Origin of the sequence: Formosa undariae (assembly GCF_042427615.1) — a bacterium.
Classification (GTDB): domain Bacteria; phylum Bacteroidota; class Bacteroidia; order Flavobacteriales; family Flavobacteriaceae; genus Formosa; species Formosa undariae.
In genome coordinates this window covers 616,421-639,410 of the sequence record NZ_JBHMEZ010000012.1, presented here as the reverse complement: position 1 = coordinate 639,410, position 22,990 = coordinate 616,421, and the positions used below count along the sequence as shown (strand labels likewise).

Annotated in this window: 19 protein-coding genes; 7 read left to right on the top strand and 12 right to left on the bottom strand. The window is 33.1% G+C overall.

What is annotated here, in order from left to right; all coding sequences use genetic code 11:
• Nucleotide 1: 1 nt before the first annotated feature.
• The 4 genes from ACFFVB_RS13725 to ACFFVB_RS13710 all read right to left on the bottom strand — a co-directional run bounded on the left by ACFFVB_RS13725 (nucleotide 2) and on the right by ACFFVB_RS13710 (nucleotide 3,538).
• The gene (locus ACFFVB_RS13725) at nucleotides 2-982 is read right to left on the bottom strand and encodes an alpha/beta fold hydrolase (RefSeq protein WP_382383589.1); all 981 of its coding nucleotides are present in this window, start codon (nucleotides 980-982) and stop codon (nucleotides 2-4) included.
• A 113-nt stretch (nucleotides 983-1,095) separates the two neighbouring features.
• Nucleotides 1,096-1,842 carry an SDR family NAD(P)-dependent oxidoreductase gene (locus ACFFVB_RS13720; protein ID WP_382383587.1) on the bottom strand — a complete coding sequence of 249 codons (747 nt, stop codon included), beginning with the start codon at nucleotides 1,840-1,842 and terminating at the stop codon, nucleotides 1,096-1,098.
• Between the two features lie 63 nt (nucleotides 1,843-1,905).
• Nucleotides 1,906-2,469: a TetR/AcrR family transcriptional regulator gene (locus tag ACFFVB_RS13715; RefSeq protein WP_382383586.1), complete on the bottom strand. Its 564-nt coding sequence runs from the start codon at nucleotides 2,467-2,469 to the stop codon at nucleotides 1,906-1,908.
• A gap of 148 nt (nucleotides 2,470-2,617) precedes the next feature.
• Nucleotides 2,618-3,538, bottom strand: coding sequence for an AraC family transcriptional regulator (locus tag ACFFVB_RS13710; RefSeq protein WP_382383585.1), 921 nt, complete (start codon nucleotides 3,536-3,538; stop codon nucleotides 2,618-2,620).
• Between the two features lie 1,220 nt (nucleotides 3,539-4,758).
• Here ACFFVB_RS13710 and ACFFVB_RS13705 point away from each other — a divergent pair.
• Nucleotides 4,759-5,331: a DUF6515 family protein gene (locus ACFFVB_RS13705; protein WP_382383583.1), complete on the top strand. Its 573-nt coding sequence runs from the start codon at nucleotides 4,759-4,761 to the stop codon at nucleotides 5,329-5,331.
• A 246-nt stretch (nucleotides 5,332-5,577) separates the two neighbouring features.
• Here the strand turns inward: ACFFVB_RS13705 and ACFFVB_RS13700 are convergent, their stop codons facing one another.
• The 7 genes from ACFFVB_RS13700 to ACFFVB_RS13670 all read right to left on the bottom strand — a co-directional run bounded on the left by ACFFVB_RS13700 (nucleotide 5,578) and on the right by ACFFVB_RS13670 (nucleotide 12,796).
• Nucleotides 5,578-6,243 (bottom strand): SMI1/KNR4 family protein, encoded by a 666-nt coding sequence (locus ACFFVB_RS13700; RefSeq protein WP_382383582.1) that lies wholly within the window; start codon nucleotides 6,241-6,243, stop codon nucleotides 5,578-5,580.
• Nucleotides 6,244-6,557: 314 nt separating this feature from the next.
• The gene (locus ACFFVB_RS13695; protein ID WP_382383581.1) at nucleotides 6,558-7,232 is read right to left on the bottom strand and encodes a hypothetical protein; all 675 of its coding nucleotides are present in this window, start codon (nucleotides 7,230-7,232) and stop codon (nucleotides 6,558-6,560) included.
• An 18-nt stretch (nucleotides 7,233-7,250) separates the two neighbouring features.
• The gene (locus ACFFVB_RS13690) at nucleotides 7,251-7,622 is read right to left on the bottom strand and encodes a hypothetical protein (RefSeq protein WP_382383580.1); all 372 of its coding nucleotides are present in this window, start codon (nucleotides 7,620-7,622) and stop codon (nucleotides 7,251-7,253) included.
• Between the two features lie 106 nt (nucleotides 7,623-7,728).
• The gene (locus tag ACFFVB_RS13685) at nucleotides 7,729-8,547 is read right to left on the bottom strand and encodes a hypothetical protein (protein WP_382383579.1); all 819 of its coding nucleotides are present in this window, start codon (nucleotides 8,545-8,547) and stop codon (nucleotides 7,729-7,731) included.
• A 145-nt stretch (nucleotides 8,548-8,692) separates the two neighbouring features.
• Nucleotides 8,693-9,211: a GNAT family N-acetyltransferase gene (locus tag ACFFVB_RS13680; protein ID WP_382383577.1), complete on the bottom strand. Its 519-nt coding sequence runs from the start codon at nucleotides 9,209-9,211 to the stop codon at nucleotides 8,693-8,695.
• Between the two features lie 114 nt (nucleotides 9,212-9,325).
• Complete coding sequence (locus ACFFVB_RS13675) at nucleotides 9,326-10,723, bottom strand: alpha/beta hydrolase family protein (RefSeq protein WP_382383576.1); 1,398 nt, start codon at nucleotides 10,721-10,723, stop codon at nucleotides 9,326-9,328.
• A 348-nt stretch (nucleotides 10,724-11,071) separates the two neighbouring features.
• Nucleotides 11,072-12,796 (bottom strand): hypothetical protein, encoded by a 1,725-nt coding sequence (locus ACFFVB_RS13670; RefSeq protein WP_382383575.1) that lies wholly within the window; start codon nucleotides 12,794-12,796, stop codon nucleotides 11,072-11,074.
• 676 nt (nucleotides 12,797-13,472) lie between these two features.
• Here ACFFVB_RS13670 and ACFFVB_RS13665 point away from each other — a divergent pair.
• From ACFFVB_RS13665 to ACFFVB_RS13645, 5 genes are all read left to right on the top strand, one after another.
• Entirely contained in the window at nucleotides 13,473-14,354 is an 882-nt protein-coding gene (locus tag ACFFVB_RS13665) for an alpha/beta hydrolase (RefSeq protein WP_382383573.1), read from the top strand.
• Between the two features lie 21 nt (nucleotides 14,355-14,375).
• Complete coding sequence (locus tag ACFFVB_RS13660; RefSeq protein WP_382383571.1) at nucleotides 14,376-16,736, top strand: right-handed parallel beta-helix repeat-containing protein; 2,361 nt, start codon at nucleotides 14,376-14,378, stop codon at nucleotides 16,734-16,736.
• Between the two features lie 19 nt (nucleotides 16,737-16,755).
• Nucleotides 16,756-17,781, top strand: a complete 1,026-nt coding sequence (locus tag ACFFVB_RS13655) for a GDSL-type esterase/lipase family protein (RefSeq protein ID WP_382383570.1) — start codon at nucleotides 16,756-16,758, stop codon at nucleotides 17,779-17,781.
• 381 nt (nucleotides 17,782-18,162) lie between these two features.
• Nucleotides 18,163-18,327, top strand: coding sequence for a hypothetical protein (locus tag ACFFVB_RS13650; protein WP_382383568.1), 165 nt, complete (start codon nucleotides 18,163-18,165; stop codon nucleotides 18,325-18,327).
• A gap of 506 nt (nucleotides 18,328-18,833) precedes the next feature.
• Nucleotides 18,834-20,072: an alpha-L-fucosidase gene (locus ACFFVB_RS13645; protein WP_382383566.1), complete on the top strand. Its 1,239-nt coding sequence runs from the start codon at nucleotides 18,834-18,836 to the stop codon at nucleotides 20,070-20,072.
• 210 nt (nucleotides 20,073-20,282) lie between these two features.
• Here the strand turns inward: ACFFVB_RS13645 and ACFFVB_RS13640 are convergent, their stop codons facing one another.
• Nucleotides 20,283-21,326: a GntR family transcriptional regulator gene (locus ACFFVB_RS13640; RefSeq protein ID WP_382383879.1), complete on the bottom strand. Its 1,044-nt coding sequence runs from the start codon at nucleotides 21,324-21,326 to the stop codon at nucleotides 20,283-20,285.
• Between the two features lie 382 nt (nucleotides 21,327-21,708).
• Here ACFFVB_RS13640 and ACFFVB_RS13635 point away from each other — a divergent pair, with 382 nt between their 5' ends.
• A complete protein-coding gene (locus ACFFVB_RS13635) occupies nucleotides 21,709-22,989 on the top strand; it encodes a sugar isomerase (RefSeq protein ID WP_382383565.1) in 1,281 nt (426 codons plus the stop codon).
• The last annotated feature ends 1 nt before the right edge of the window (nucleotide 22,990 follow it).

Below are 22,990 nucleotides of genomic sequence, written 5' to 3'. Positions count from 1 at the left end.
CTTATTCGTTTAGTTTTCTCATGAAATTTCTAATATTTTCAATAATAGCATCACCATCTTCCTCTAAAGCAAAATGACCAGTATCATAAATATGATAATCTATGTTTTTTACGTCTTTTTTAAACGCTTTGGCACCACTTTCAGGAAAAAACGCATCATTTTTACCCCAAACGATTAATAATGGCGGTTGGTTGTCTCTTAAATACTGTTGCCATTTTGGATATAGTTTCACGTTATTTTGGTAATCGTAAAACAAATCTATATTTACAGCATGAGCGTTTGGTCTAGAGAGCCTTAAGAAATCTAAATTATAACTGTCTGGATCTACGGTTTCAATATCTCGAACACCATGTGTGTATTGCCATTTTAAACCTTCTAAAGAAAAAGCAGGTAAAAGTGCATCTTCGGTTTCTTTAGTTCTGTTTTTCCATAGTGCTCTAATGCCTTCCCATGCTTCACCTAAACCTTCTTCGTAGGCATTTCCATTTTGATTTATAATAGCTGTAATGCGTCCGGGATGAGCTGTCGCCAATCTAAAACCAATAGGCGCACCATAATCTTGAATCATAATAGCATAAGAATTGATGTTTTTTTGCTCTAAAAATGAATCCATAGTTGCTGCAATATTATCAAACGTATACGTAAACGTTTCAGCATCGGGAAAGTCACTATTACCAAAACCAGGGTAATCGGGCGCAATTAAATGATATTCGTTAGATAGTTGCGCTAATACTTTTCGATATTGATACGATGATGCCGGAAATCCGTGGAGTAAAACAATAGTCGGATGTTCAGGATTACCAGCTTCTCTGTAAGCGATATTTATACCGTTTACAGCTAGTGTTTTATACTTTAATGTTGATTGTTTACTGGTGTTTTGGGATGCTGTCGTTTTAGAAATATGATCTGTTTCTTGGGTTACTTTGGCCTTACAAGAGGTGAATATTAAAACGATACTGACTATTAGTACTAAGTTTTTCATGGTATAAATTTGAATTTAAGACTCGATGTTTTTTTAGAGTCTTGCAAAATAGAAAAGTCATAACCCATATCCCATATCGGTATAGGTTATGACTCCGTAAATGTTTTGTGTTTTTAATTTCTACCAGCCATAACACCACCATCGGTATCCCAAATAGCACCTGTTACCCAAGCCGCTTTATCCGATAATAAAAAGATGATACTATTGGCAATATCTTCAGACTCACCAAAACGACCTATGGGATGGAATCCGTTAAAGCCAACCAAAGCTTCCTTTGCAGCATTTTCACCACCAAAAACACCGTGATATACAGGCGTATTTACTAGGGCAGGAGAGACTGCATTTACACGAATATTATCGTCTGCTAATTCCATTGCTAAGTGTTGTGTTAGCGAATGTAAACCTGCTTTTTGCATAGAATAAGCAGAAGATGGTGTTGCTTTTATAGCTTGTTTTGCCCACATAGACCCAACATTTACAATAGCTCCACCTTGAGTCGCTTTCATTTTTTTAGCAACACTTTGGGTGATAAAAAAGAAACCTCTGTTTAAATCTTGGTAAGAGTTATAGTCTTCCATGGTATGGTCTAAAAAGGGTTTAGGACCAAAAATACCAGATGCATTTACTAAATAATCTAAGCTATCTAATCCATCAATTTTAGCAATTAGAGCATCCACATCTGTTGTGTTAGATATGTTTGCCGTGTGTTTAATCAAGTTGGGCGCATCGGCAATTTTATCTGTGTTTCTACCCACAACGTGTACTGTTGCTCCTCCTTCTAATAAGGCGGTAGTTGTGGCATAACCAATACCGCTTGTTCCTCCAATTACTATGGCTACTTTGTTTTCAAATTCTTTCATTTTTCTATGTATTTAATTATTAATTATAGACAGACAGGTCTGTCTATTTGGGTTCAAATTTTTTTAGATGATTATTTTTTTACATAAATTTTTAGACTCCAAAATAGGCCAGTCTTCTTGGTGTAAGTGGCTTTCTCCAACAGCACTTTCATAGAGTAGGTAAATTTGTCTGGCAAGAGAATTTACTTGTTCATCTTTAACTTGCTCTAAGTTGTTGGTAATAAGTTTAGCGATAATGGCAATAAAATCGTTTTTTTGGGATTGAATTTCATGTCTAATCAGCTCATTGTCTTTTGGTATTTCTGAAACGGTTTTAATACACCAACATCCATTAAAATCTTTATCCTGATAAAACAGTTGAAGGAAATCGAATATCGCCAGAATCTGCTCTTTACCTTTAGGTTTTGAGGTTGTGAAATTTTCAAAATCTTCAAGAAAACTGATGTTTTTAAATTGAAGATACGCCAGGCAAATCTCTTCTTTAGATTTAAAATGATTGTAAAGTGTAGCCTTAGCAATACCAGCTTCGGCAATAATTTGATTTATACCTGTAGAATTATACCCATTCTTATAAAATAAAAATGAGGCAGTTTCGATAATTCTATGTTTTACTTCGGCATGTTTCATGGGGCAAATATATAAAAAATAATTAAAAACAGACAGGTCTGTCTATTTATTTTTGGTTTTCCTTATAAAGTGTAATCCTTTGGATTTGGTAGATTATGTTTTAAGAGCTTTTTTGCGGACTAAAATCAGTATGACTTATTTGCCTGTTTTACGAAATAGGTATATATAAATCCACTATAAATTTATTCTCAGGATGTGTTCTGTAATCGTTCTGATAAATTTCAAAAGGATTTTTAGAGTTCTTTTTATATCCATTTTCATTCATCCATAAAAAGAGGCTCGTCCATGCTTTCTCAAAATGATGTGGTGTGATTTCGAAACGTCCCACGATACATTTGCCTTCTTCAATAGTCAGTTTACTAATCTCGCCTGCAACATCGAAAGGTTCATGCGTTGTGAGAAAGATACTCATACGCACTTGATCTGGTGCTGTTACTTTAAAACTGTCGTAGAATAGTCTACCCATTTTAGCATCGGGATGGTTTAGTAAACCTTTTGGGATGGCCCATTTTGTAAGGGTTTCGAACGCGTTTTCTATGCCGTTAATGCCAACGTGAGTTACGGAAGCAAGAGTCCGTTTAGGAGTGTCTTTAATTTTAATTTTTGCATTCATTTCTATCCATTTTTTTAGATTATTGAGGATACAAATGTATTTCTCATGATCCGGATAGTCTTGTCCGTTCTTGCTTTTAAGTTGACGAATCTTGCTATGTCTGTTTGGATTTTCTTTTATAAACCCGGTTGGACTGATGCCATAATATTTTTTAAAAGTTCTGGAATAAGACGAATTATCACTAAATCCGTATTGGTGTGCTATTTCGGTTGTGGTTATGTTTTTATGTAACAAATCTGAAGCCGATTTCTCAATCCGTCGTCGTGTTACATATTCATTTAGTGTTTCTCGGGTAATAAATTTGAAAACTCTGTGGAAGTGAAACGGTGAGAAAAAAGCGATTTCAGCAATAGTGTTTAAAGATAAATCCGATTCCAAGTTCGAATCAATATATTCGAAAACGCGGTTAATCCGATTTTTGTAGTCGCTTTCTATCTCTATATCTAATGGTTTCATTTGTGTTGTAAAGTCTCGGTTTTAAAGGGTTGTGATTTTGTTTTCTATAAAGTGTTACTGTCTTTCAAAATTAATACAAACAGTTGGAGCAGAAACACAGCTTGTAAAAAGACGCTATGTTTTCGATTTAACATAGCGCCGAATTTTTATGTTCTGTGCGCTGTCAATCCTTTTTATGTTCTTGTTCCGTATGAATTTGATTTCCATTAATCATTTTATTTTCATCATACATCGCATTGGACATTCCAAGCATAACTGCCGTAATTATTAATATGATTTTTCTTTTTACTCCATTAATGATCTGTTTGGATCGCTCCAAAGGTTTTTTATTCTTGTGTTTATACATTTTAGTAATGATAAATGATTAGACATTTTTTTATCATTTTATGCCGTGAAGCATAGTTGCATAGAAAGAAAATCTATTCTAGGCGATATATAAACGTGTATAGTGATGGCTAGATGCGAATCTTTTATCTAAGAATACGTGTCGTGCTATTTTGGAACGTATGGCTAGATACCGTTCGATTTGGATATTAAAAAGACTTGTAATTTTAGCACTATATAAATCTCGAAGGTTGAGAGTTCTAATTAGCGTAACATCTGTTTTTTCTGAAAGAAGCTGTTTGCCATACACATATACTTCCGAATCCTTATAGCTGAATTCATTTCGGGTAGTAATGTTTGAGACTTGGTAATACTGGGATGCATTACTTTGAGAATATAAAGAACACTCGGTAACCGTCAGACCAAAAATCAGAAGGAAGGAGATGAGATATTTTATATGCTTTTTCAACGTATTAGTGCAAATAGAAAATGTTGTTGTGTGTCATTTAGCGTTCTAAAATAAGAAAAATAGGGCAATTGTAAAGGCTGATTTTAATATAAATGCTAAAAATAACAATGGAAGTATTATTCCTAAAGGCAATAACGGGGTGAATAGGGACATCGATTAAAATGGCTTTTGGGTTACATAATTGCGGCGATTTTACCTGAAATATATTATGTGATATGCGAGGCCGTTTTGGGGAGATTTTAAAGGTTGTAAAGAAATTATTACCTATAGTTAAGTCAAAAAAATGATTATTTACAGCGTTTCGGGATAAGGATTTGAGGATCAGGTATTTCTTTATTTTTTGGTTTATAGCGCTTAATTCTTTTCTGTTAGGGTTAAACTATTCAAAAATTTAGAGGTCTTAAGGATAACATTAAAAATTGTTTTTATGAAAAATATTATTAAGCTTTTAGTGCTATTCATTTTGCTTTTTTTCCATACGGGGAGTGAAACGATGTTTGCACAGAATTCGAAAAAATCTAAAAATACAGTCATCGTTAAAAAAAATAACGGTCGTGTTTCTAGTAAAGCTGTCGTCTATAAAAAACAAAAAAAGAAAGTCGTAGCGGTTAGAACTCTACCCAATAGATCGACCGTAAAACATAACGGAATTAACTATTACTATTCTAATAATAGATTTTATACGTACTCAGGAGGACGTTATATTTTAATAGCTCCAAAAAGTGGTTTTAGAATTAACACTTTACCAGCAGGTTACATCAAAATAAAACATGCAAATAGAAATTACTTTTGGTCTAGTGGTGTTTTTTATGACCATGTTGATGATGGATATGAAGTGGTTGAACCTGAAATTGGAACTGTAATTTACGAACTTTACGAAGATTATGAGCGCGTGGAAATAGAGGGGAATTCATATTATGAGTTTGACAATGTTCTTTATGAAAAAATCCAAATAGATGGCACTAGAGCTTATGAAGTGGTAGGCTTTATTGAACAGTAAGGACGTATTAAACGGAACAGTCTAACGCCAGAATGCTAACAAAATATATAAAGCTTCTCTGGACGGTTACAGATAAAAATTTAATTTACCCTGCTAAATGATGAATCATGTATGGTATTTAGTAAGGAAATCAAGATGATTAAATAATGAATTTATAGAAGTACTTTGGCGAAAACGTAATGTATTTGACTCGTTTTTGTTGGAGTACTTTTTTTTATAAACTTCTATGTCAGATAAAATTATCAATTATCCAGAACCTAATTCATCATCAAAATCTAATTCTCTAATGACTTCTCCCTTAGAATTTATTAATATTTGTAGCCATTCAGTGAAGTTTTGTACTTTATAATTTAGTTTTTTGTTACTTAAACTATAGTAAGCTAAAGGCCATTCGCCATCTTTAGTGTCTTCTGTAGTCAACCAACACCATGCGCCTCCATTGGAATCTTCAGGCATTAAGCATAGTAACGAGTCTACTTTTATTTTTTTATTGTCTAATTCTATTTTCTCATCTAATTCATTCCTGTAATCTGATAGGAATGACCTATCACGGATACTGCCAATTGAATTTGCGTAAATCCAATTTCCACCATATCCAAAATATTTCAAAAACAACTTATATGATAGAGGTAAAGTTAAATCTAGTTGCTTTTCTATTTTAACTAATTCTGTTTCAGTAAGGACCGGTTGAACATCATTATGCAATTGAAATTCTTCTAGCAATGTAATAAGTAGTTTAGATATTTTATGCTTATTATATGTGGATTGATTAATTGCATTTATTCTTTTGGTTATGTTAATCCTGTCCTGCATTTTCTTTTTTAAAACATCAGATTTCTTTTTGTTTTCAAGATTTAAAAATCCAATAATTAACGAAGCTAGAAATACAATAGCTAAAAGTCCAATTTTCATTTATCTAATATAAATTTTGTGTTATACGTCTTATTTGGTTATACTTTGTCCCTAAAGTATGGCTATAGTTTAAAGCTAGATTCACGCTGCTAATTGATCTACCATATTTGGTGGTTTATATTCTAAAGATAAATGTAATCGTTTTTCGCAGGAAAATCTGGATTACAATGCCTGGATTTTATTAAAGTATTTTGTTCTACAGCGTTAGTATTCCATAATCTTTATCGCATCTATTTTGTCTATTCATTGAGATCTTATACTAATATCATTGGATTTCTTATGTTATTTCCTTCTTGCCAACGATGCTTTTATCCTTATTTCTCTAAAATCATTAATTTTAACGCGTTTTCAGAATCTTCCAACACTAAAAATTTATAATTTTTCCATGCTATCACCAGTTCATTTTTAACAGAGGTATCTAAAGACGTAAACGAAATGGTTTCTTGATTGTTTTCATCGCATAGTGACACGGAGTAGGTATTAAACGCAGCGACCTGATTCCCGTTTAAATCTTCCGACCATTCTCCTATACACGTCTCAAACAGAACTGTAATGTTTTTTATAACCGCTGTTTGACCAAGGTCGATAAAAAAGGGCGTTCCATAGTTTAATTTTTCGACCACCAACGCAACATCTTCTTTGTTAATTGTAAGACTAAAAACGTAATCGTTAAATGCTTTTGGATAGTTTGTTTTTGGGCTATCCGGAGCGTCAGTATTATGCCAAAGAAAGGTTGTGTGTTCGGTGTTGTTTTCTGTTATTTTTAACTCCAACTGAATAGGAGAAACATGTTTGTTTTTCGCTTCCAATGGCTTGAATAAGTTTACAGGTTCTATCTTTAATGTTTGGAAGTGAATGCTCGGGTTTTCTCCAATTTTTAGTGGTATGCTAATAGAATTATGTGTCATATCCTGTTCCGATTGCGCATACCCTGGAATTTCAAAGACTATGCAAAGTAAAAGTAATATATGTATTATCGTTAGCTTCATTTTAAGTTGTTGTTTGTATTAAAAAAGACGATCCATTTTAAATGTAAACATAAAAATGATCATGCCTGCTGAAACTAATAAATGAAACCAAAACCCCATATAGTTTATCACTTTTACATAAGCTTTATTGCGAAAACCGATGACTGCTACCACAGCAAATATTAAAATACATACTTCTACTCCTAAGGCCAATACTTCTGTGATTTGAAATGGATGTCGGTTTGTCTTTAGAGTGTTGATAGCGAAAAAAACAAGTAACCCTAGCGCAAAAATCGCATTTAAGTAAGACATGGATTTTATTACTTCTTTTGTTTTATACCCTATGATAATGGTGGCTAAATGACAACTTAAGATAATAATAAGTAGTGTACTTACAGTGGTATCATTCATAATGATGAATTGGGTTTTTTATTGCAATTTGTGGTTTTGTGAGCCAAAATCGTTGTGAGTAGGCTAGAATTTAAACATTAATGACACCCTTTGGCGACAACAGTTTTTAGTTTTCGTAATATTCTTTTAAGATAATATTTTTGTTTTTCGTCAATTTTTTTAATTCACTCAAAATATAATATCTATGCATAAAACCACAGAGTACAACAATTTTTTTTCCTTGATTCTGTTTGGAAATGCCCATTATATTTTTAGCCATGGTTTGATTTCTCAAATCCCAAAAATCACCAGCAAGCTTGAATCCATCGCGATAACTTATTTTTTCTCCATTAGGTTTGGTATGAAAACGAGTTTCAAATTCAGGTCTGTTATTCGTTATTTTTGTCAACATTTTATATTGATAATATTGTCTTTCTGCGCAAATACTATCCGTTGTGGGATTGTTGAAATGTTCTGGAGATTTGGAAGCCAATACTATTAACGGCTCTAAAAGCGTTTTGTATTTCTTATAAATCTTAACTTCCGAAGCAGATAGTAAATCCGCTTCATTTAAACTGTCTATAAGCTTTGTTGTAAATCCGTCTGTAGGGCGTGAGCCTGTATTTATTCTGTATTCATTTCGACCTTCAAATTCATAAGGTCTTAAATGAGTCATGGGATATTTCTGAGCATATTTTTCAGACGCTATACCTTCATTGCTAGTCGTACTATTTTTGTATTTAAAATCTGAAGTAAAAAATGAAGAATCCAGTTCGCACAAAACAAAATCAGGTTTTTCATCTTCTAAAATATTAAAAAGGATTTCCGAATTAAAATTAGGTACAGGTTTGTGTAACGTTCCGATAACAATTATTTCAGTGGCTGCTTCTTTATTACAAGATAGAATTGTTATTAAAATCAGTGTTATTAGTGCTGTTTTATTCATTTTTTAAGTGTTATCAATGAGGTTAATGTCAAGTCCAGTGATTGAAAGCACGCACTTTTCGAAAAGGAAAATTTGATATAATTAAAGAGATCTAACTGTGTTTAAGTTCTAATTGAGTCATTGTTTTTAGGAGTTCTGTGGCATGTTATTCGTATTTCAGAAACATTATATGATTCGGATTTGATCGTGTTTCCGATATTTTGAAATTATATTTTCCCACAATCTTAAAACCTGATTTTGTATAAAAACGGATAGCTCTTTGATTTTCTACCCAAACAGCCAGCCAAATACCATTCTGGTTTTTCTCTTGAGATAACTGAATATTAAAATCAAACAGTTTCGCCCCTAATTGTTGTCCTAAATAGGCTTTTAAAAGATACAGTCTATCAAGTTTAGTTATGTTTAAATCTTTTATGTCTTTGTGAGGTGTGTTTAATTCAATTTTTGAAAATCCAGCAGCACTATCATTGAAATAGATAATATGATATTGAACTTTAATGTTTTCGAACTCTTTAGATATATGCGCCGTAGTGTAAGTTTTGGAAATAAAACTCTTAAGGTCTTCAGGAGATGCGCTATCTCCGTGAGATTCTAGAAACGCTTTTTTTCCAATTTCAGCAATCAGTTCAGAATCTTCAATACTTGCTTTTACTATTTTAATCATTGATTTAAACTTTCATAATTATTTAATCCCATTTTCTATAATTACTGTTTTTAAATGGTTTTGTAATTGTGTGCCAGGTATTTTGGAAGGGGAATTATATGTTAGCAAAAGTTTTTATTCCGTTTGTGTTTTTATCCACGTTGTTATTTCTTCTAATACAATTGGTGAAAATGTCTGTTCAATAGTAGCATATTCATTTGGTGATCCCGTTTCACACTCTTGAAATAAATGATTCAGATTTGGAAATTCTTTTGTTGTTACATTTAAATTCCCTCCTTTTGTCAGTGCTTTTTTTATTGCAGATAAATTCTCTTTGGAAGGTACTTGTAAATCTTTTTCTCCATTTACAGCTAATATAGGACAGGTTACTTGCTCTAGTATTGTAGACGGATTAAATTTCATAAAATATACCATCCAAGGACTTGAAATTTGATTTACTTGCATTGAAATAAATGCTTCTTTTTTCATTCCTCCTGGTATTTCTGTACTTGGTGTGTTTTTAAGTAATTCATTTAATTTATCAGTTAAATCTGCTTTTAACTTTGAATTATCATCGGACTTAACAACCATTTCAAATAGTTTTGAGTTTGTTTGAATTGATTCGTTTATATCCGTTTGCGGGACTCCATTAGCTTTTGCGATTAGTGCTTGTTGGAGTAATAATAATTTATCTCCTTGAATCCCTGTGCCTGCTAATAATACAATAAAATTAACATCTTTCGATTTTGATGCGACCATAGGCGCAATTAAACCACCCTCACTATGTCCAACTAGACCAATTTTATTTTTGTTAATCTCTTTTCTTGTTTTTAGGTATGTCATAGCACTTTCTACATCGGTTGCAAAGTCTGCAGAAGTTGCCGTTTCAAAATCTCCTGTCGATTGACCGATTCCTCTGTCGTCATAACGTAAAACTGCAATTCCATTTTTAGTCAAATAGTCTGAAATTATTAAAAAGGGTTTATGTCCTAATAGTTCTTCATCTCTGTTTTGTGGTCCGCTTCCTGTAATTAAAATGACTACTGGAAAAATGCCGTCTTTTTTTGGTAAAGTCAGTGTTCCTGCTAATGAAATATTAGCTTTCGTGTTTTTAAATGACACATCTTCCGAATAATACGGATAAGGTTTTAGAGGTTCTTGTGGTCGTTTTATAACGTCTTTCTCGATTGCGTTTTTTGATAAATTCATTGGAAATTCTTGTCCACCTTGTTTAAAAGTTCCAATAATTTCATTGCCACTTAGCTGCCCTTCATATTCAATTCTCGCATTAGTCACTTCGAATTTAATTTTTGGGTTTTCAAAAGTTGTATTTGTAACGGGAATATCTTTTGCACCTTGGTCTGGACTATCCATTGTAGAGCTAAAACCATTTTCAGTTTTAGTAACATTAAATACAAGTCTTAATTGTGTTCCTTGGACTTTTAAGATACCGTTCCATTGACCAGTGATATCTTGTGCAATTGACGGAAGTGTAGTTAGTAGTGTAACCAACAAGATTATAAAATTTTTCATATTATTCTCTTTGTTATTTGTAGCCTTTACTGATAGTTTTGATAAAAGAAGTTGTGTGTTTGTAGGTACAGATATTCCGAAGGAAAATAAGAAGCAAGCAAACAAAGCAACTAACATTGAATTACCTAAAACTAGCAATTATTTTTATACCTCTTAATACAAACTTTATAAAAAAGCAAAATCGGGATTAAATAATCCCGATTCTTAGAGGTGCTTTGCTAAAAGATGAGATCGGGTTCACAGTTGTATTACCAAAATTAGTCGATCTGTTTATAATTAATTTTAGAATCTGAAATCAAATTCCTATGTGGACAACCTGCGGTCTACGTTTTAGGATACCATATTTTCCTATTTTGTCTCTAGTCTATTAATTTCTGGAAAATCGGGTAACTTTTCTGTAGATAGTTGTTGGTGGATGCAAATTGGCACATATCCGACTTCTAATCCTTTTGGAGGTGTTACCAATAAATTTTTATCAAGTGATATTTTTTCCTGTTTTGGGTCTGGGAAATATTGGTCGTCGCTATGCCAGTTTGTATGAATAAGCTCTATTCTTTTTTGAATAAGTGCGCGTTCTGCTTCGTCCATATCAGAATTTAATATAGATGGTTGTTCATTAAATTTATACCAGTAATAAACAGCTGTGCTTCCGTCTTCTAATTTAGCGTAGTAGGGACCAGCGGTAGGTCCTGGGGTTTTCCAAGCATCTACAACTTTATCGCTGTATGTATATTCTGGGAGCATAGGCGTATAAATAGCTTCTCGATTATAGTTATCAAATTCCCAATCGTTTTCATAATCTGCTCTAGAGTCTAACGCCTTTAAACCACTTTCTTCAGGTACCTCAGATGCAGCGATTGCTTTCGGTGATTTGGATCCTTTCAATAGCACATAATATTCTGGTAATTTAACGAGGTTACGTCCTTCGACTTTTTCAATTAAATCACCTTTCCATTTAAATGCCGCCGCAGAGGGATCGTTAGGATCACTAACTCTAGTTACAAAGTCTGCCGAAGCGATATATTTTGTTTTGTCTAATCTATAAGACGCTTTAAAATTGGTGTTTGTTCTAATATGCACAGCACCTTCCTTCGCATTGAAGTTTGTTGAAGCTACAGGTCCGCCGTTAAACCAATTGCTTACTGCATTCCACATAGTGTCATCCATATTCATAGGCATGGTTCCAATACGTCCTATACCATCGGCATCCATTGGCATAAGCGCGGGAGAAATTTTATAATACGTATCTCCATTAGAATTCACCCATTTTTTTGCAGGGAGATTATTGGTTTCTCTTTGAAAACGAGGAGAGCGTTTTAATAAGCTATTATCTAGGTTTCTTCCAATGGTGCTTTCTTGAGTTAAAGAGCGCTTAGACCAGTGGTAAGGTGTGTGAAATGCCACCGGGCCACTAAAGTTTTCGGTATTAAAGAACAATGTCCAAGATCGATTTCCTGTCGGTTTGTTTTGCCCTGCCGTGGTGCTTTTTGGTTCTGTTAAAGGAAGTGCATAATACCCGTAACCGAACATCTTGTTATTTTCTCCTTCTTCAAATCCGATACCATCTAATGGAAAAAGTAGATTATTACTGATTACTGCCGCGCCATAACGTCCAGTATTATCTTCCCAACGTAGAGTAGGCGATTTTCTTGAGTTTTTAAAACCTGGAGATCCTTGGCCTGGGCCATTACTAAAAGCTCCGAAACCACCAGCAACACCACCCATTGTAAATTTTTGTGGTGTTTTGTAATTGTGAAAGCTGTTCGCGGGCTTATATCCAGCGCCACCTTCTATAGAATGGTAACCATACGCATCTCTGTGGTAATCGGGGAGGTCGTATATTTTTGCCGGTCTATACCACGTATGCATCATGCCACTTTGGTAAAAACTACCAACCCATTCGTCTGGTACGGTATTGTGAATATTAGTATAGTGCATGGCGCCATATATGTGTGTGTCTGGAATGTCATCAGAATACGACATAAATAAATAAGGTTTAAAAGTCGCCTTCTCCACCTGAGCCGAAATGGATAAACTGATTAAAAAGGTAAATAAAAAATAATAGTGTTTCATAGTTAGAGGGTAATAATTAGTAAAATAGAGGTTAAAAAATAGCGTTAATTCTATAGGTCTATACCTGTTTTTAAATCTCACACAAGGTCAAATATATAAAATGAAGTCCACTAATGCCTTAATAAGTCTCAGTTTTTCACTGAAATAGATTTTCGGTTTGGTATTTTATTTTTGAGAGGTGTTAAATGATAAAAAAATAATTTGTTGACTATTTTTAAAATATACCGGCTTTCGATTTATACGAAGTAATTTTAAATGCGATAATCTGAATTCTTAATACTATGAATTATTTTTATTAAAGTAAACAGTTTTTTAACGCTATATAATGTTATATATTTGGAATAATGTTGACTTTTTAAAATGAGTTTATTAAGTTGTAAGTGGGAGCTAATCAGTAGTTGGTGAAAATGATGTATACGATTGAAAAATAGGCAAATTGTAAAGCTATTCACAGATAAGGAATTCTAAAAAGGTAAACCGAGTCACGATAATTTTTATTCTAATTAAGAATAGATGCTCTAGTTTATAAATGTAGATTTTAAATTTGATCAAAAAAAAATGATGCTAAATGTCTGGAGAACCTCATAAATTCAAGGTGTTTCAGAATAAGTTCAACCATTTGTTTTATTACTAGGTTTCATATAAAATGAATAATAGAGTTTTAAAAAATATAATAATGATGAATAAGTATGTCGTTCTAATTTTCCTTTTTTTATTGACAATTATTTCGGTACAAGGAAAAAATAAGAGCTTAAAAGAAATAGATTTCGATACCGTTCCTAAACGCGTGGTGTATAAAATTATAGATGGAGATACATTAACCATGGATATTTATAAACCGAAGGGTTTTAGAAAACATAAAAAATATGCAACACTTGTTTTGTTTTTTGGCGGCGGTTGGAAAAGCGGGAAATTGTCGCAATTAGAACCGCAAGCGAAGTATTTTGCGTCTCGAGGTATGGTTACGGTTTTGGTAGATTATAGAGTAGAAACTCGTCAGAACACAACCCCTTTTGAAGCTGTTAGTGATGCTAAATCTGCGATACGATTTTTAAGATCAGGAGCGAAGACTTATAATATTAATCCTAAGAAGATTGCGATAATGGGAGCCTCTGCAGGTGGACATATTGCTGCGGCGACAGCTATGATTCCCGGTTTAGACGAACCTAATGAAGATACCTCGGTAAGTGCGGCAGCCAATGCTTTGGTACTTTTAAATCCGGTGATAGATAATGGGCCTGGTGGCTATGGTTACGACAGAATAGGAGAACGTTATATGGAAATATCGCCTTTGCATAATATTAAAAAAGATGCACCACCAACAATTATGTTTTTCGGAACAAAAGACCAGCATGTTCCTGTAAGTGCAATCAAAAAATTTGAAGTAGATATGAAAGCTGCGGGAAATCGCTGTGATCTTCATTTATATGATGGTCAGCCTCACGGTTTTTTCAATAAAGGCAGGCAAAACGATGATAAATATTATATAGAAACGGTTCATGAATCCGACTTGTTTTTAGAATCTATAGGCTATTTAAAAGGTAAACCAACAATTTAAAATATTAAAATCACAGTAGTTATGAAGCATGTTTCATTCATTTTAATCTGTGCACTTACATTCTTTTCGTGTGGGACTTCTCAAGACGAAGTTACAACGTTGTATGTCTCGGTAGAAAAAACAGATCAAGCTAACGGAAGGAAATCACAGCCCTTTTCGAGTTTAGAAGACGCCATTCAAAATGCGTCAGAGTTAAAACAAGGCAATCCAGATTTAGATATTGACATAAGGATACTTGCAGGTGAATATAATTTAGAAAAAGCGATAAAAATTACCCCTGAGTTGAGTGGGATTTCAATAATTGGATCAGATGCTTCGGATGTAACCTTAAAAGGATCTAAGACTTTAGCGCTTAAGTGGGAAAGCTATAACGACCATATATTTATGGCAGATGTAGATGAAGATTTAGATTTTGATCAGCTTGTGATTAATGGGGAATCACAAATTCTAGCACGTTATCCTAATTATGACGAAGCTTCTCAATATTGGCAAGGTTCTGCTCCAGACGCGATTTCAAAAGAACGTATTGCGTCATGGAAAAACCCTGAAGGCACTTATTTCCATGCCTTACATGGTGGAAAATGGGGTGGGTTTCATTTTGTAATTACTGGAGTAAACGAAGATGGTACAGCGATTTTAGAAGGCGGACATCAAAATAACCGTAGTTCTAAGCCGCATAAGGAGTTTCGAATGGTAGAAAATGTATTCGAAGAATTAGACAGTCCGGGAGAATGGTACTTGGATACAGATACACATAAATTATACTATTGGCCTACGCAAAATCAGAATTTAGAAACATCGACTGTTGAAGTTGCAGTGCTTAAAGATTTAATTCAAGTTGTTGGGACTTTAGAAAATCCGGTAAAAGATGTCACTATAAGTGGTATCACATTTAAATATACCAAGCGCACATTCATGGAAAATTACGAGCAGTTATTAAGAAGTGATTGGTCTATTTACAGAGGTGGTGTTTTGTTTTTTGAAGGGACAGAAAATTGTGAGGTAACCGATAGCGAATTTACCAATTTGGGAGGAAACGTGATTATGGTGAGCAAATACAATTCCGGATTACAAGTAAAGGGTAACCATATTCATGAAAATGGAGCGAGTGCGGTGTCTTTTGTCGGGGATCCTTCGGCGGTGCGTTCTCCGTCATTTAATTATGGCGAATTTGTAGACATCAAAGATATGGATACCATTTCAGGTCCTAAAAACGAATTGTACCCTAGAAACTCTGTGGTAGAAAATAATTTAATTTATAGAATTGGAAGGATCGAAAAACAAACAGCAGGAGTAGAAATTGCTATGGCGATGGATATTACCGTTAGTCATAATAGTATTTACGACGTGCCAAGAGCAGGAATTAATATTGGGGATGGTACTTGGGGTGGCCATATTTTAGAGTATAACGATGTGTTTAATACCGTTTTAGAAACTAGCGATCATGGGTCGTTTAATTCTTGGGGACGAGATCGTTTTTGGCATCCAAAACGTGATGTTATGGATAGTCTTACTACAGAAATTCCAGATATGTACACATGGGATGCCGTGAAAACTACAATTATAAGAAATAATCGTTTTCGTTGTGATCATGGTTGGGATATCGATTTAGACGATGGTTCTTCAAATTACCATATTTACAATAATTTAATGCTTAATAACGGCCTTAAATTACGAGAAGGCTTTAATCGTGTTGTAGAAAATAATATTATGGTAAACAATTCATTTCATATGCATGTTTGGTTTGGAAATAGTGAAGATGTTTTTAAGAAAAATATTGTGGGTGATGTGTATAAATTTGGAACTTTTAGACCAGCAAAAGAGTTGGATTATAACTTGTTTCCAAATGAAGTTTCAATGATGATTCCTCAAATGTATGGTAGTGATATGCATAGTGCCTATGGCGATCCGCTATATAAAGATCCTGCACATTTAGATTTTAGTGTTACGTCAAATTCACCAGCATTAAAATTAGGTTTCAAAAATTTTCCAATGGATCAGTTTGGAGTTCAAAAAGAAGATTTAAATAAAATTGCTAAAACCCCTGAAATTCCTGTAATAAAAGGAGCGTCTGGAGATACAAGTAGTCAAGAAGTGGTTTGGTTACGAAATACTATAAAAAATGTAGATTCAGAACAAGAACAATCGGTTTACGGATTGTTTACAGCGGAAGGTGTAATAATAATACGTGCAAGAAATCTAAGTCCTGCAGTACAAAATAACGGTATTAAAACGGGCGATGTTATTCTTCAGGTAGATGGAAAATCGGTGAAAAATATTCAGGATTTTTTCAAAATAAATGTTGAAAATAAGACCGATGAAATGGAGCTTTTAATTATGAGAAACCAAGCTGAAAAGCGCATTAAAATAAGAACAAATTAATTTAGATAAAACTTATAAAATGAAATTACTAAACCGTTCTATAATACTTGCGTGCATTGCTATAGCTTATATGCATATTGGTTTTGCTCAGGAAACAACGCTTTCTAATAATACGCAGATTACAGAACAAGCTATTTGGAATAAAGCAAATGCAGAAGCTTTTTTTGACACTTCAAAGAGTGGCTTTAAAAAACCAAATTGGGGGAACTACACGCAGAAGGACGATGTGCTTTATGCTCATGTTTTAGATTGGCCAAAAGATGGAAAACTTATTATCGATAGAGAAATTAATGTAGAAACGGCCTATTTAAATTACGGCGAGAAACGATTGAGAACAAAATTAGTGGATGGTAGTTTAACTATTTTTGTACCTGAAATACCCCCAAGTGATTTTGCTACAGTTATAAAAATTCAATTAACACCTACAGAAGACTGGGCCAATTTAGAACGTTATAGAAAGGAGAATGCGGAATTAAAAGCGCCTGCTAAAAAAGAAAATAGAGTGGTGTTTATTGGTAATTCAATTACCGATTTTTGGACAAGAAATCATGGTGTCTTTTTTGAAGAAAATCCATCTTTTGTCAATAGAGGGATTAGCGGACAAACAAGCTCGCAAATGTTGTTGCGATTTAGATCGGATGTCATTGCGTTGCAACCTAAAGTTGTCATTATTTCTGCAGGAACAAACGATATTGCAGGAAATAGAGGAGCTATTAGTCTTGAAGGTATTGCAGCAAATATATTTTCTATGGCAGAGTTGGCAAAAGCAAATGATGTAAAAGTAATCTTGGCTTCTGTATTGCCCGCATCTAGTTATTCTTGGAGTCCATCGGCAGACCCCGGAGATAAAATTATTGCTTTAAATATGCGTCTTGAGACTTATGCTAAAGATCATAAAATGGTTTATCTAGATTATTATACACCCATGGTAAATGAAGAAAAAGGGTTGAAAAAGGAATTGGGTAAAGATACTGTTCATCCAAATGCAGATGGCTATCTTATTATGGAACCTTTAGTATTACAAGCGATTAAAAAAGCATTGTAGTAGATTACTAAAACGTGCTGTTTTATTAATGCAATTATAAGACGAAGTCAAGATCTACTGAAGGCCGTTTCAGTGCACCTTAACTTTTTTTTTCTAAATTTTAAAATAGATGATGACTAAATTTATTCAATTTGAAATCTTTCAATGTTACTCATTTTAGCTAATATAGGTGTTAATAGAAATACTAATTTCAGACTTATTTGATGCCATAATATGATGAGTTTTTAGTTATGTAAAATCATTAATTTCAACAACCTCAGAAATTAAAACAAGAAGAAAGCCCTTCTTAAATGATGTTTTTTAAAGGAAAACCTATTTTAGTCGTAGAAAATATATAACATAAACATTATTAAAATATCACGCACCGAACCTGTGAATACTATGACTTTTGCCTTAGTTAAAGCAACTCAATTCAAAGCAACTCAATTCAAAGCAAGCAATTCAGAGTTCGAATTAATGATTCATATATTGTTTGGAGAATACCATTTGTCAGAGAGTATCAAAATCATCGCACTTTTAATTTACATGAAGAATACCGTATGGTAAGAAATGTGTTGGAGGAATTGGATCGTGCAGGTGAGTGCTTCTTGGATGAAATACCCCATAATCGTATTATTGGCCCGAGTATGATATTGCCATTAAAAAATGCGAAAATTATAGTTTAGGTGTTGAAAGATTCAATTCAGGTGGTTGGTATATTAGAGAATTCGGTAAAATATGTTACCATTTCCCGTATTACATTTGCACGAAATAAAACTATTAAAAATTTTAAAATACAGGGATAGATGATTAATAAAATTATTTTTATATGTTTAGTTTTCTTTTCGTTACATCTTGTTTTGGCGCAAAGGAATCAGATTAATTTTTTACATCTTGAAAGTTTTTTATAGAAGTTGACGGGCAATTTTCAAAATTAGATTTTATAAAAAAAATAGTACTCATTTTATTAACATGTCTATTATGTATAAACGTTATGGCGCAAGATAAAAAGATATGGAACGAAACAAGAGAAAAAAGAGCGTTTAGCATGGTGGACAAACGATCGTTTTGGTATGTTTATTCATTGGGGAATGTATTCTTTAGCGGCTAGACATGAAAAGGTTAAGAAAAACGAGAAAATGTCTGATGCTATGTATCAAAAATACTTCGATAATTTTAACCCAGATTTATATAGTCCACAGGAATGGGCAAAATTAGCAAAATCGGCTGGTATGAAATATGCTGTCATAACAACAAAACATCATGACGGGTTTACGTTATTCGATTCCGAGTTTACAGAATATAAAGTTACAAATACACCTTATGGCAAGGATGCGCTAAAGGAATGGGTAGATGCATTCCGGGCAGAAGGCCTCAAAATCGGATTTTATTATTCTGTTATAGATTGGCATCATCCCGACTATACCATAGATAGAATTCATCCGCAAGCACCAAAAGATGAGGACGAATATAAAATTTTGAACAAAGGACGTGACATGGATAAATATCATAACTATTTAAAAGATCAGATTACAGAGCTTTTAACCAATTACGGAAAGGTAGATATGTTATGGATGGATTTTTCATTTCCAGGAAAACATGGAAAAGGCTATGAAGATTGGGATGCGGTAGAATTAATGAAATTAGTAAGAAAACTACAACCAGAAATCATCGTTAACGACCGCTTGGATATTAAAGAATATGCTGGTGGATGGGATTTTACAACCCCAGAACAATTTAAAGTTAACGAATGGCCAACTTACGAAGGTGAAAAAATACCATGGGAAACATGTCAGACTTTTAGCGGGTCGTGGGGATATTATAGAGATGAATTGACTTGGAAAAATAACAAACAATTACTCGTATTATTAATCGAATCGGTAAGTAAAGGTGGCAATGTATTATTAAATGTGGGACCAACAGGTCGAGGAGAAATCGATTATAGAGCAGAAGGTGCTTTGGAAGATATAGGAGATTGGATGAAATATAACTCGAGATCTATTTATGGTTGTACTCAAGCTCCAGACGGTTTTGAAACCCCAGAAAATGCAATTTTAACTTATAACCCAACAACACATAGGCTTTATGTTCATTTAATAGATTATCCTTTAGAAAATTTCACAATTAAAGGTCTGAAAGGAAAAGTAAAATATGTTCAGTTTTTACATGATATGTCAGAAATTAAAATCACAAAACCTAGTGGGTTTGGTCCTGGAGCCGGAGGTGGGTTAGGCGAAAATGATATAAATCTAAGATTGCCTGTTGTGAAACCAAATGTGGAAATACCTGTGATTGAGATTATATTAAAATAGTATAAGATATTAAAGCAATTGGTATGATGTTATACTAGGAATATTTATTCTTTAACTTATAAAGTGATTAAGTATTGATTTAATACTGCATTCAAAATTCTCCTATAAACACAAAAAACGCTTTGCAATAACTGCAAAGCGTTTTTTAGGTTTATATACTTATAACATGGTAAAGGTGTTCTATAACACTTCACTTTTTATAGCAATGGGTTACAGTGAATTCCTGTCTATAAAATTAAATTTATTTTTAATTTTACCTTTTTGTTTATTCAAAATCATTTGAGACGCCGTTTCTCCCATGGCTTTAAAATCTGTTGAAATTACTGTGATCCCCAAAAGTTCTTTTAAAGGCGTGTCGTTGTATGAAATAACACCAATATTTTTTCCCAATTCAAAATTATATTCGCGTATACCTTTAACTAAATTCACTAAATCAGATTCTTCAATAGTAATAAAAAGGTCACCTTCCTTCAGGATAATATCTTCATAAAGTTCATCTATAACTTCAAAATTCATGTTGTAATTGACACAGAATTTTTTAAAACCGTGTAAAATACGTCTGGGATAAGGGTAGACCGATTTATCTGGATATATTAAAAAAATGGTTTTGTAGGTTTTAATTTTATCGTAACCTTCTACTAAGGCATTGTAAATGTCATTTTCAAAATCCTGATACACTTCAATATCAGCGTCGATATTTACTAGATTATTGTTGTTGTCCATAATAATCAATTTCTCTGATGGAATTTGATTTATGGCGCGTGTAATTTTATCCGTAATACTAATATGCTTTAAATGGTCGGTTTTAAAATGGGGCATAATAATATAGTAATCGTAAGCACCTATATTTTTATCTATTAAATTCAGGAACAATGATTCGTCGCAATGGTATATAAATAAATCGGTATGCGAGTTCGCTCCCATACTTTCTACAAACGAATTATGAATTCGCAGTTTGTAAGAGCTCAATTTATTAATTATGAATAGAATATTAATTTTCGAAATTAATTTGGTTCTCGTAATGTAATAGCCTTTACCGCGTATAGACGTTATTATTTTACGAGATTTTAATACACTATATGCCTTTTCAACGGTATCTCTAGATAAATAATACTCCTCACTAAACTTATTAATAGAAGGGATTTTGTCGTCTACTTTTAAATTCCCATTAGAAATATTATCAATAATAGCATCTACTATTTGTTTGTATTTTGGTTTTCTGGAGTGCTCATCAATTTTAATGTAATCTAGCATCATATAAATCTCGATCCTTTTATTTTAATGCAATATAAAGATTAATAAAAGGATTAATATAAAATTAGGTCGCCTACTTATCTAGATTAACATGTATTTACAAATACCGCACAGTACAGGATAGATATAATATTCTTATCCATTATTTTTATACATGAAAATATAATGCTTGTAAATTGCTATTGCCACGTTTTATTAAATTTCTTGATAAATAAAACGTCTAGAGTTTTTTTATGGTTACAGAAAAATGGTAAGCGCTTTTGTAATATCAGGAATTATATTGCCATACTTATTAATTAATTTGTTTTTTAGAATTGTTTTAAAGCCTTTCATGAGTTGAAATATATTAATGAAAGGTTTTTTTTGAAAAAAATTAAATGACATGAAATTATACGAATCTCACATTTCAGAATTCAACGAAAAATCTATAAAAGAACATCAAAATCAATTTGATTTTTTAGGTGATACTTTAGATAAAAAAAATATAAATACGCTAAATGTAGTCGATGCTCTAGCTAAATTTCAAGTCGCTATTCCGAGTTGGGCTTTAGGTGCTGGAGGAACACGCTTCGGACGATTTTCTTATTTTGGAGAGCCTTCAAATTTAACGCAGAAGTTAGACGATGTTGGACTTTTACATGCGCTTACACAAACTGCAGGAGCGATCTCTTTACATATTCCTTGGGATGTGCCAGAAGATTATAATGCCATTAAAGAGCAAGCGAAATCTTTAAATTTAAAGTTCGATGCGGTGAATTCTAATACTTTTCAAGATCAGGCTAATGCCAAGGAGAGTTATAAATTCGGATCTTTATGTAATACCGATGAAGCCATAAGAGCACAAGCCATTGCGCATAACCAAGACGTTATTAAAATTGGTGAAAAATTAGGATCTAAAAGCTTAACCGTTTGGTTGGCAGATGGTGCTAATTTTCCTGGTCAGAATAATTTTCAAACCGTACTTTCAAATACAGAAAATAGTTTAAAATCTATATATAAAACACTTCCAGACGACTGGAAAATGTTTATTGAATACAAGCCTTACGAACCTAATTTTTATAGTACTGTTATTCAAGATTGGGGAACATCGTTTATGCTCGCAAATGCTTGTGGAGACAAGGCTTATACACTTGTAGATTTGGGGCATCATTTACCAAATACAAATATCGAACAAATCGTTTCAACCTTAATGCTGAAAGGTAAATTAGGCGGATTTCATTTTAATGATAGTAAATATGGTGACGACGATGTTACTGTAGGAAGCGTAAAACCTTATGCTTTATTCTTGATTTTTAATGAATTGGTTTATGGTATGCAAAACAATCCGCAAAACCCAGATTTATCATGGATGATAGATGCGAGTCATAATATTAAAGATCCGTTAGAAGACTTAATGCAATCTTTAGAAGCCATTCAAGAAGCCTATGCTAAAGCATTGTTAGTCGATCAATCTGCATTAAAACAAGCACAATCGGTTCATGATGTTGTGGCATGTCAAGAAATTTTACAGCGTGCATATCGTACAGATGTAAGACCTTTATTGGCACAAGCTAGATTGCAATCTGGTGGTGCTTTAGATCCGTTAGCACTATATAGAGGATTAGATGTTAGACAAACTTTGATAGAGGAACGCGGGAAACACACAATTGCTTCAGGATTATAAT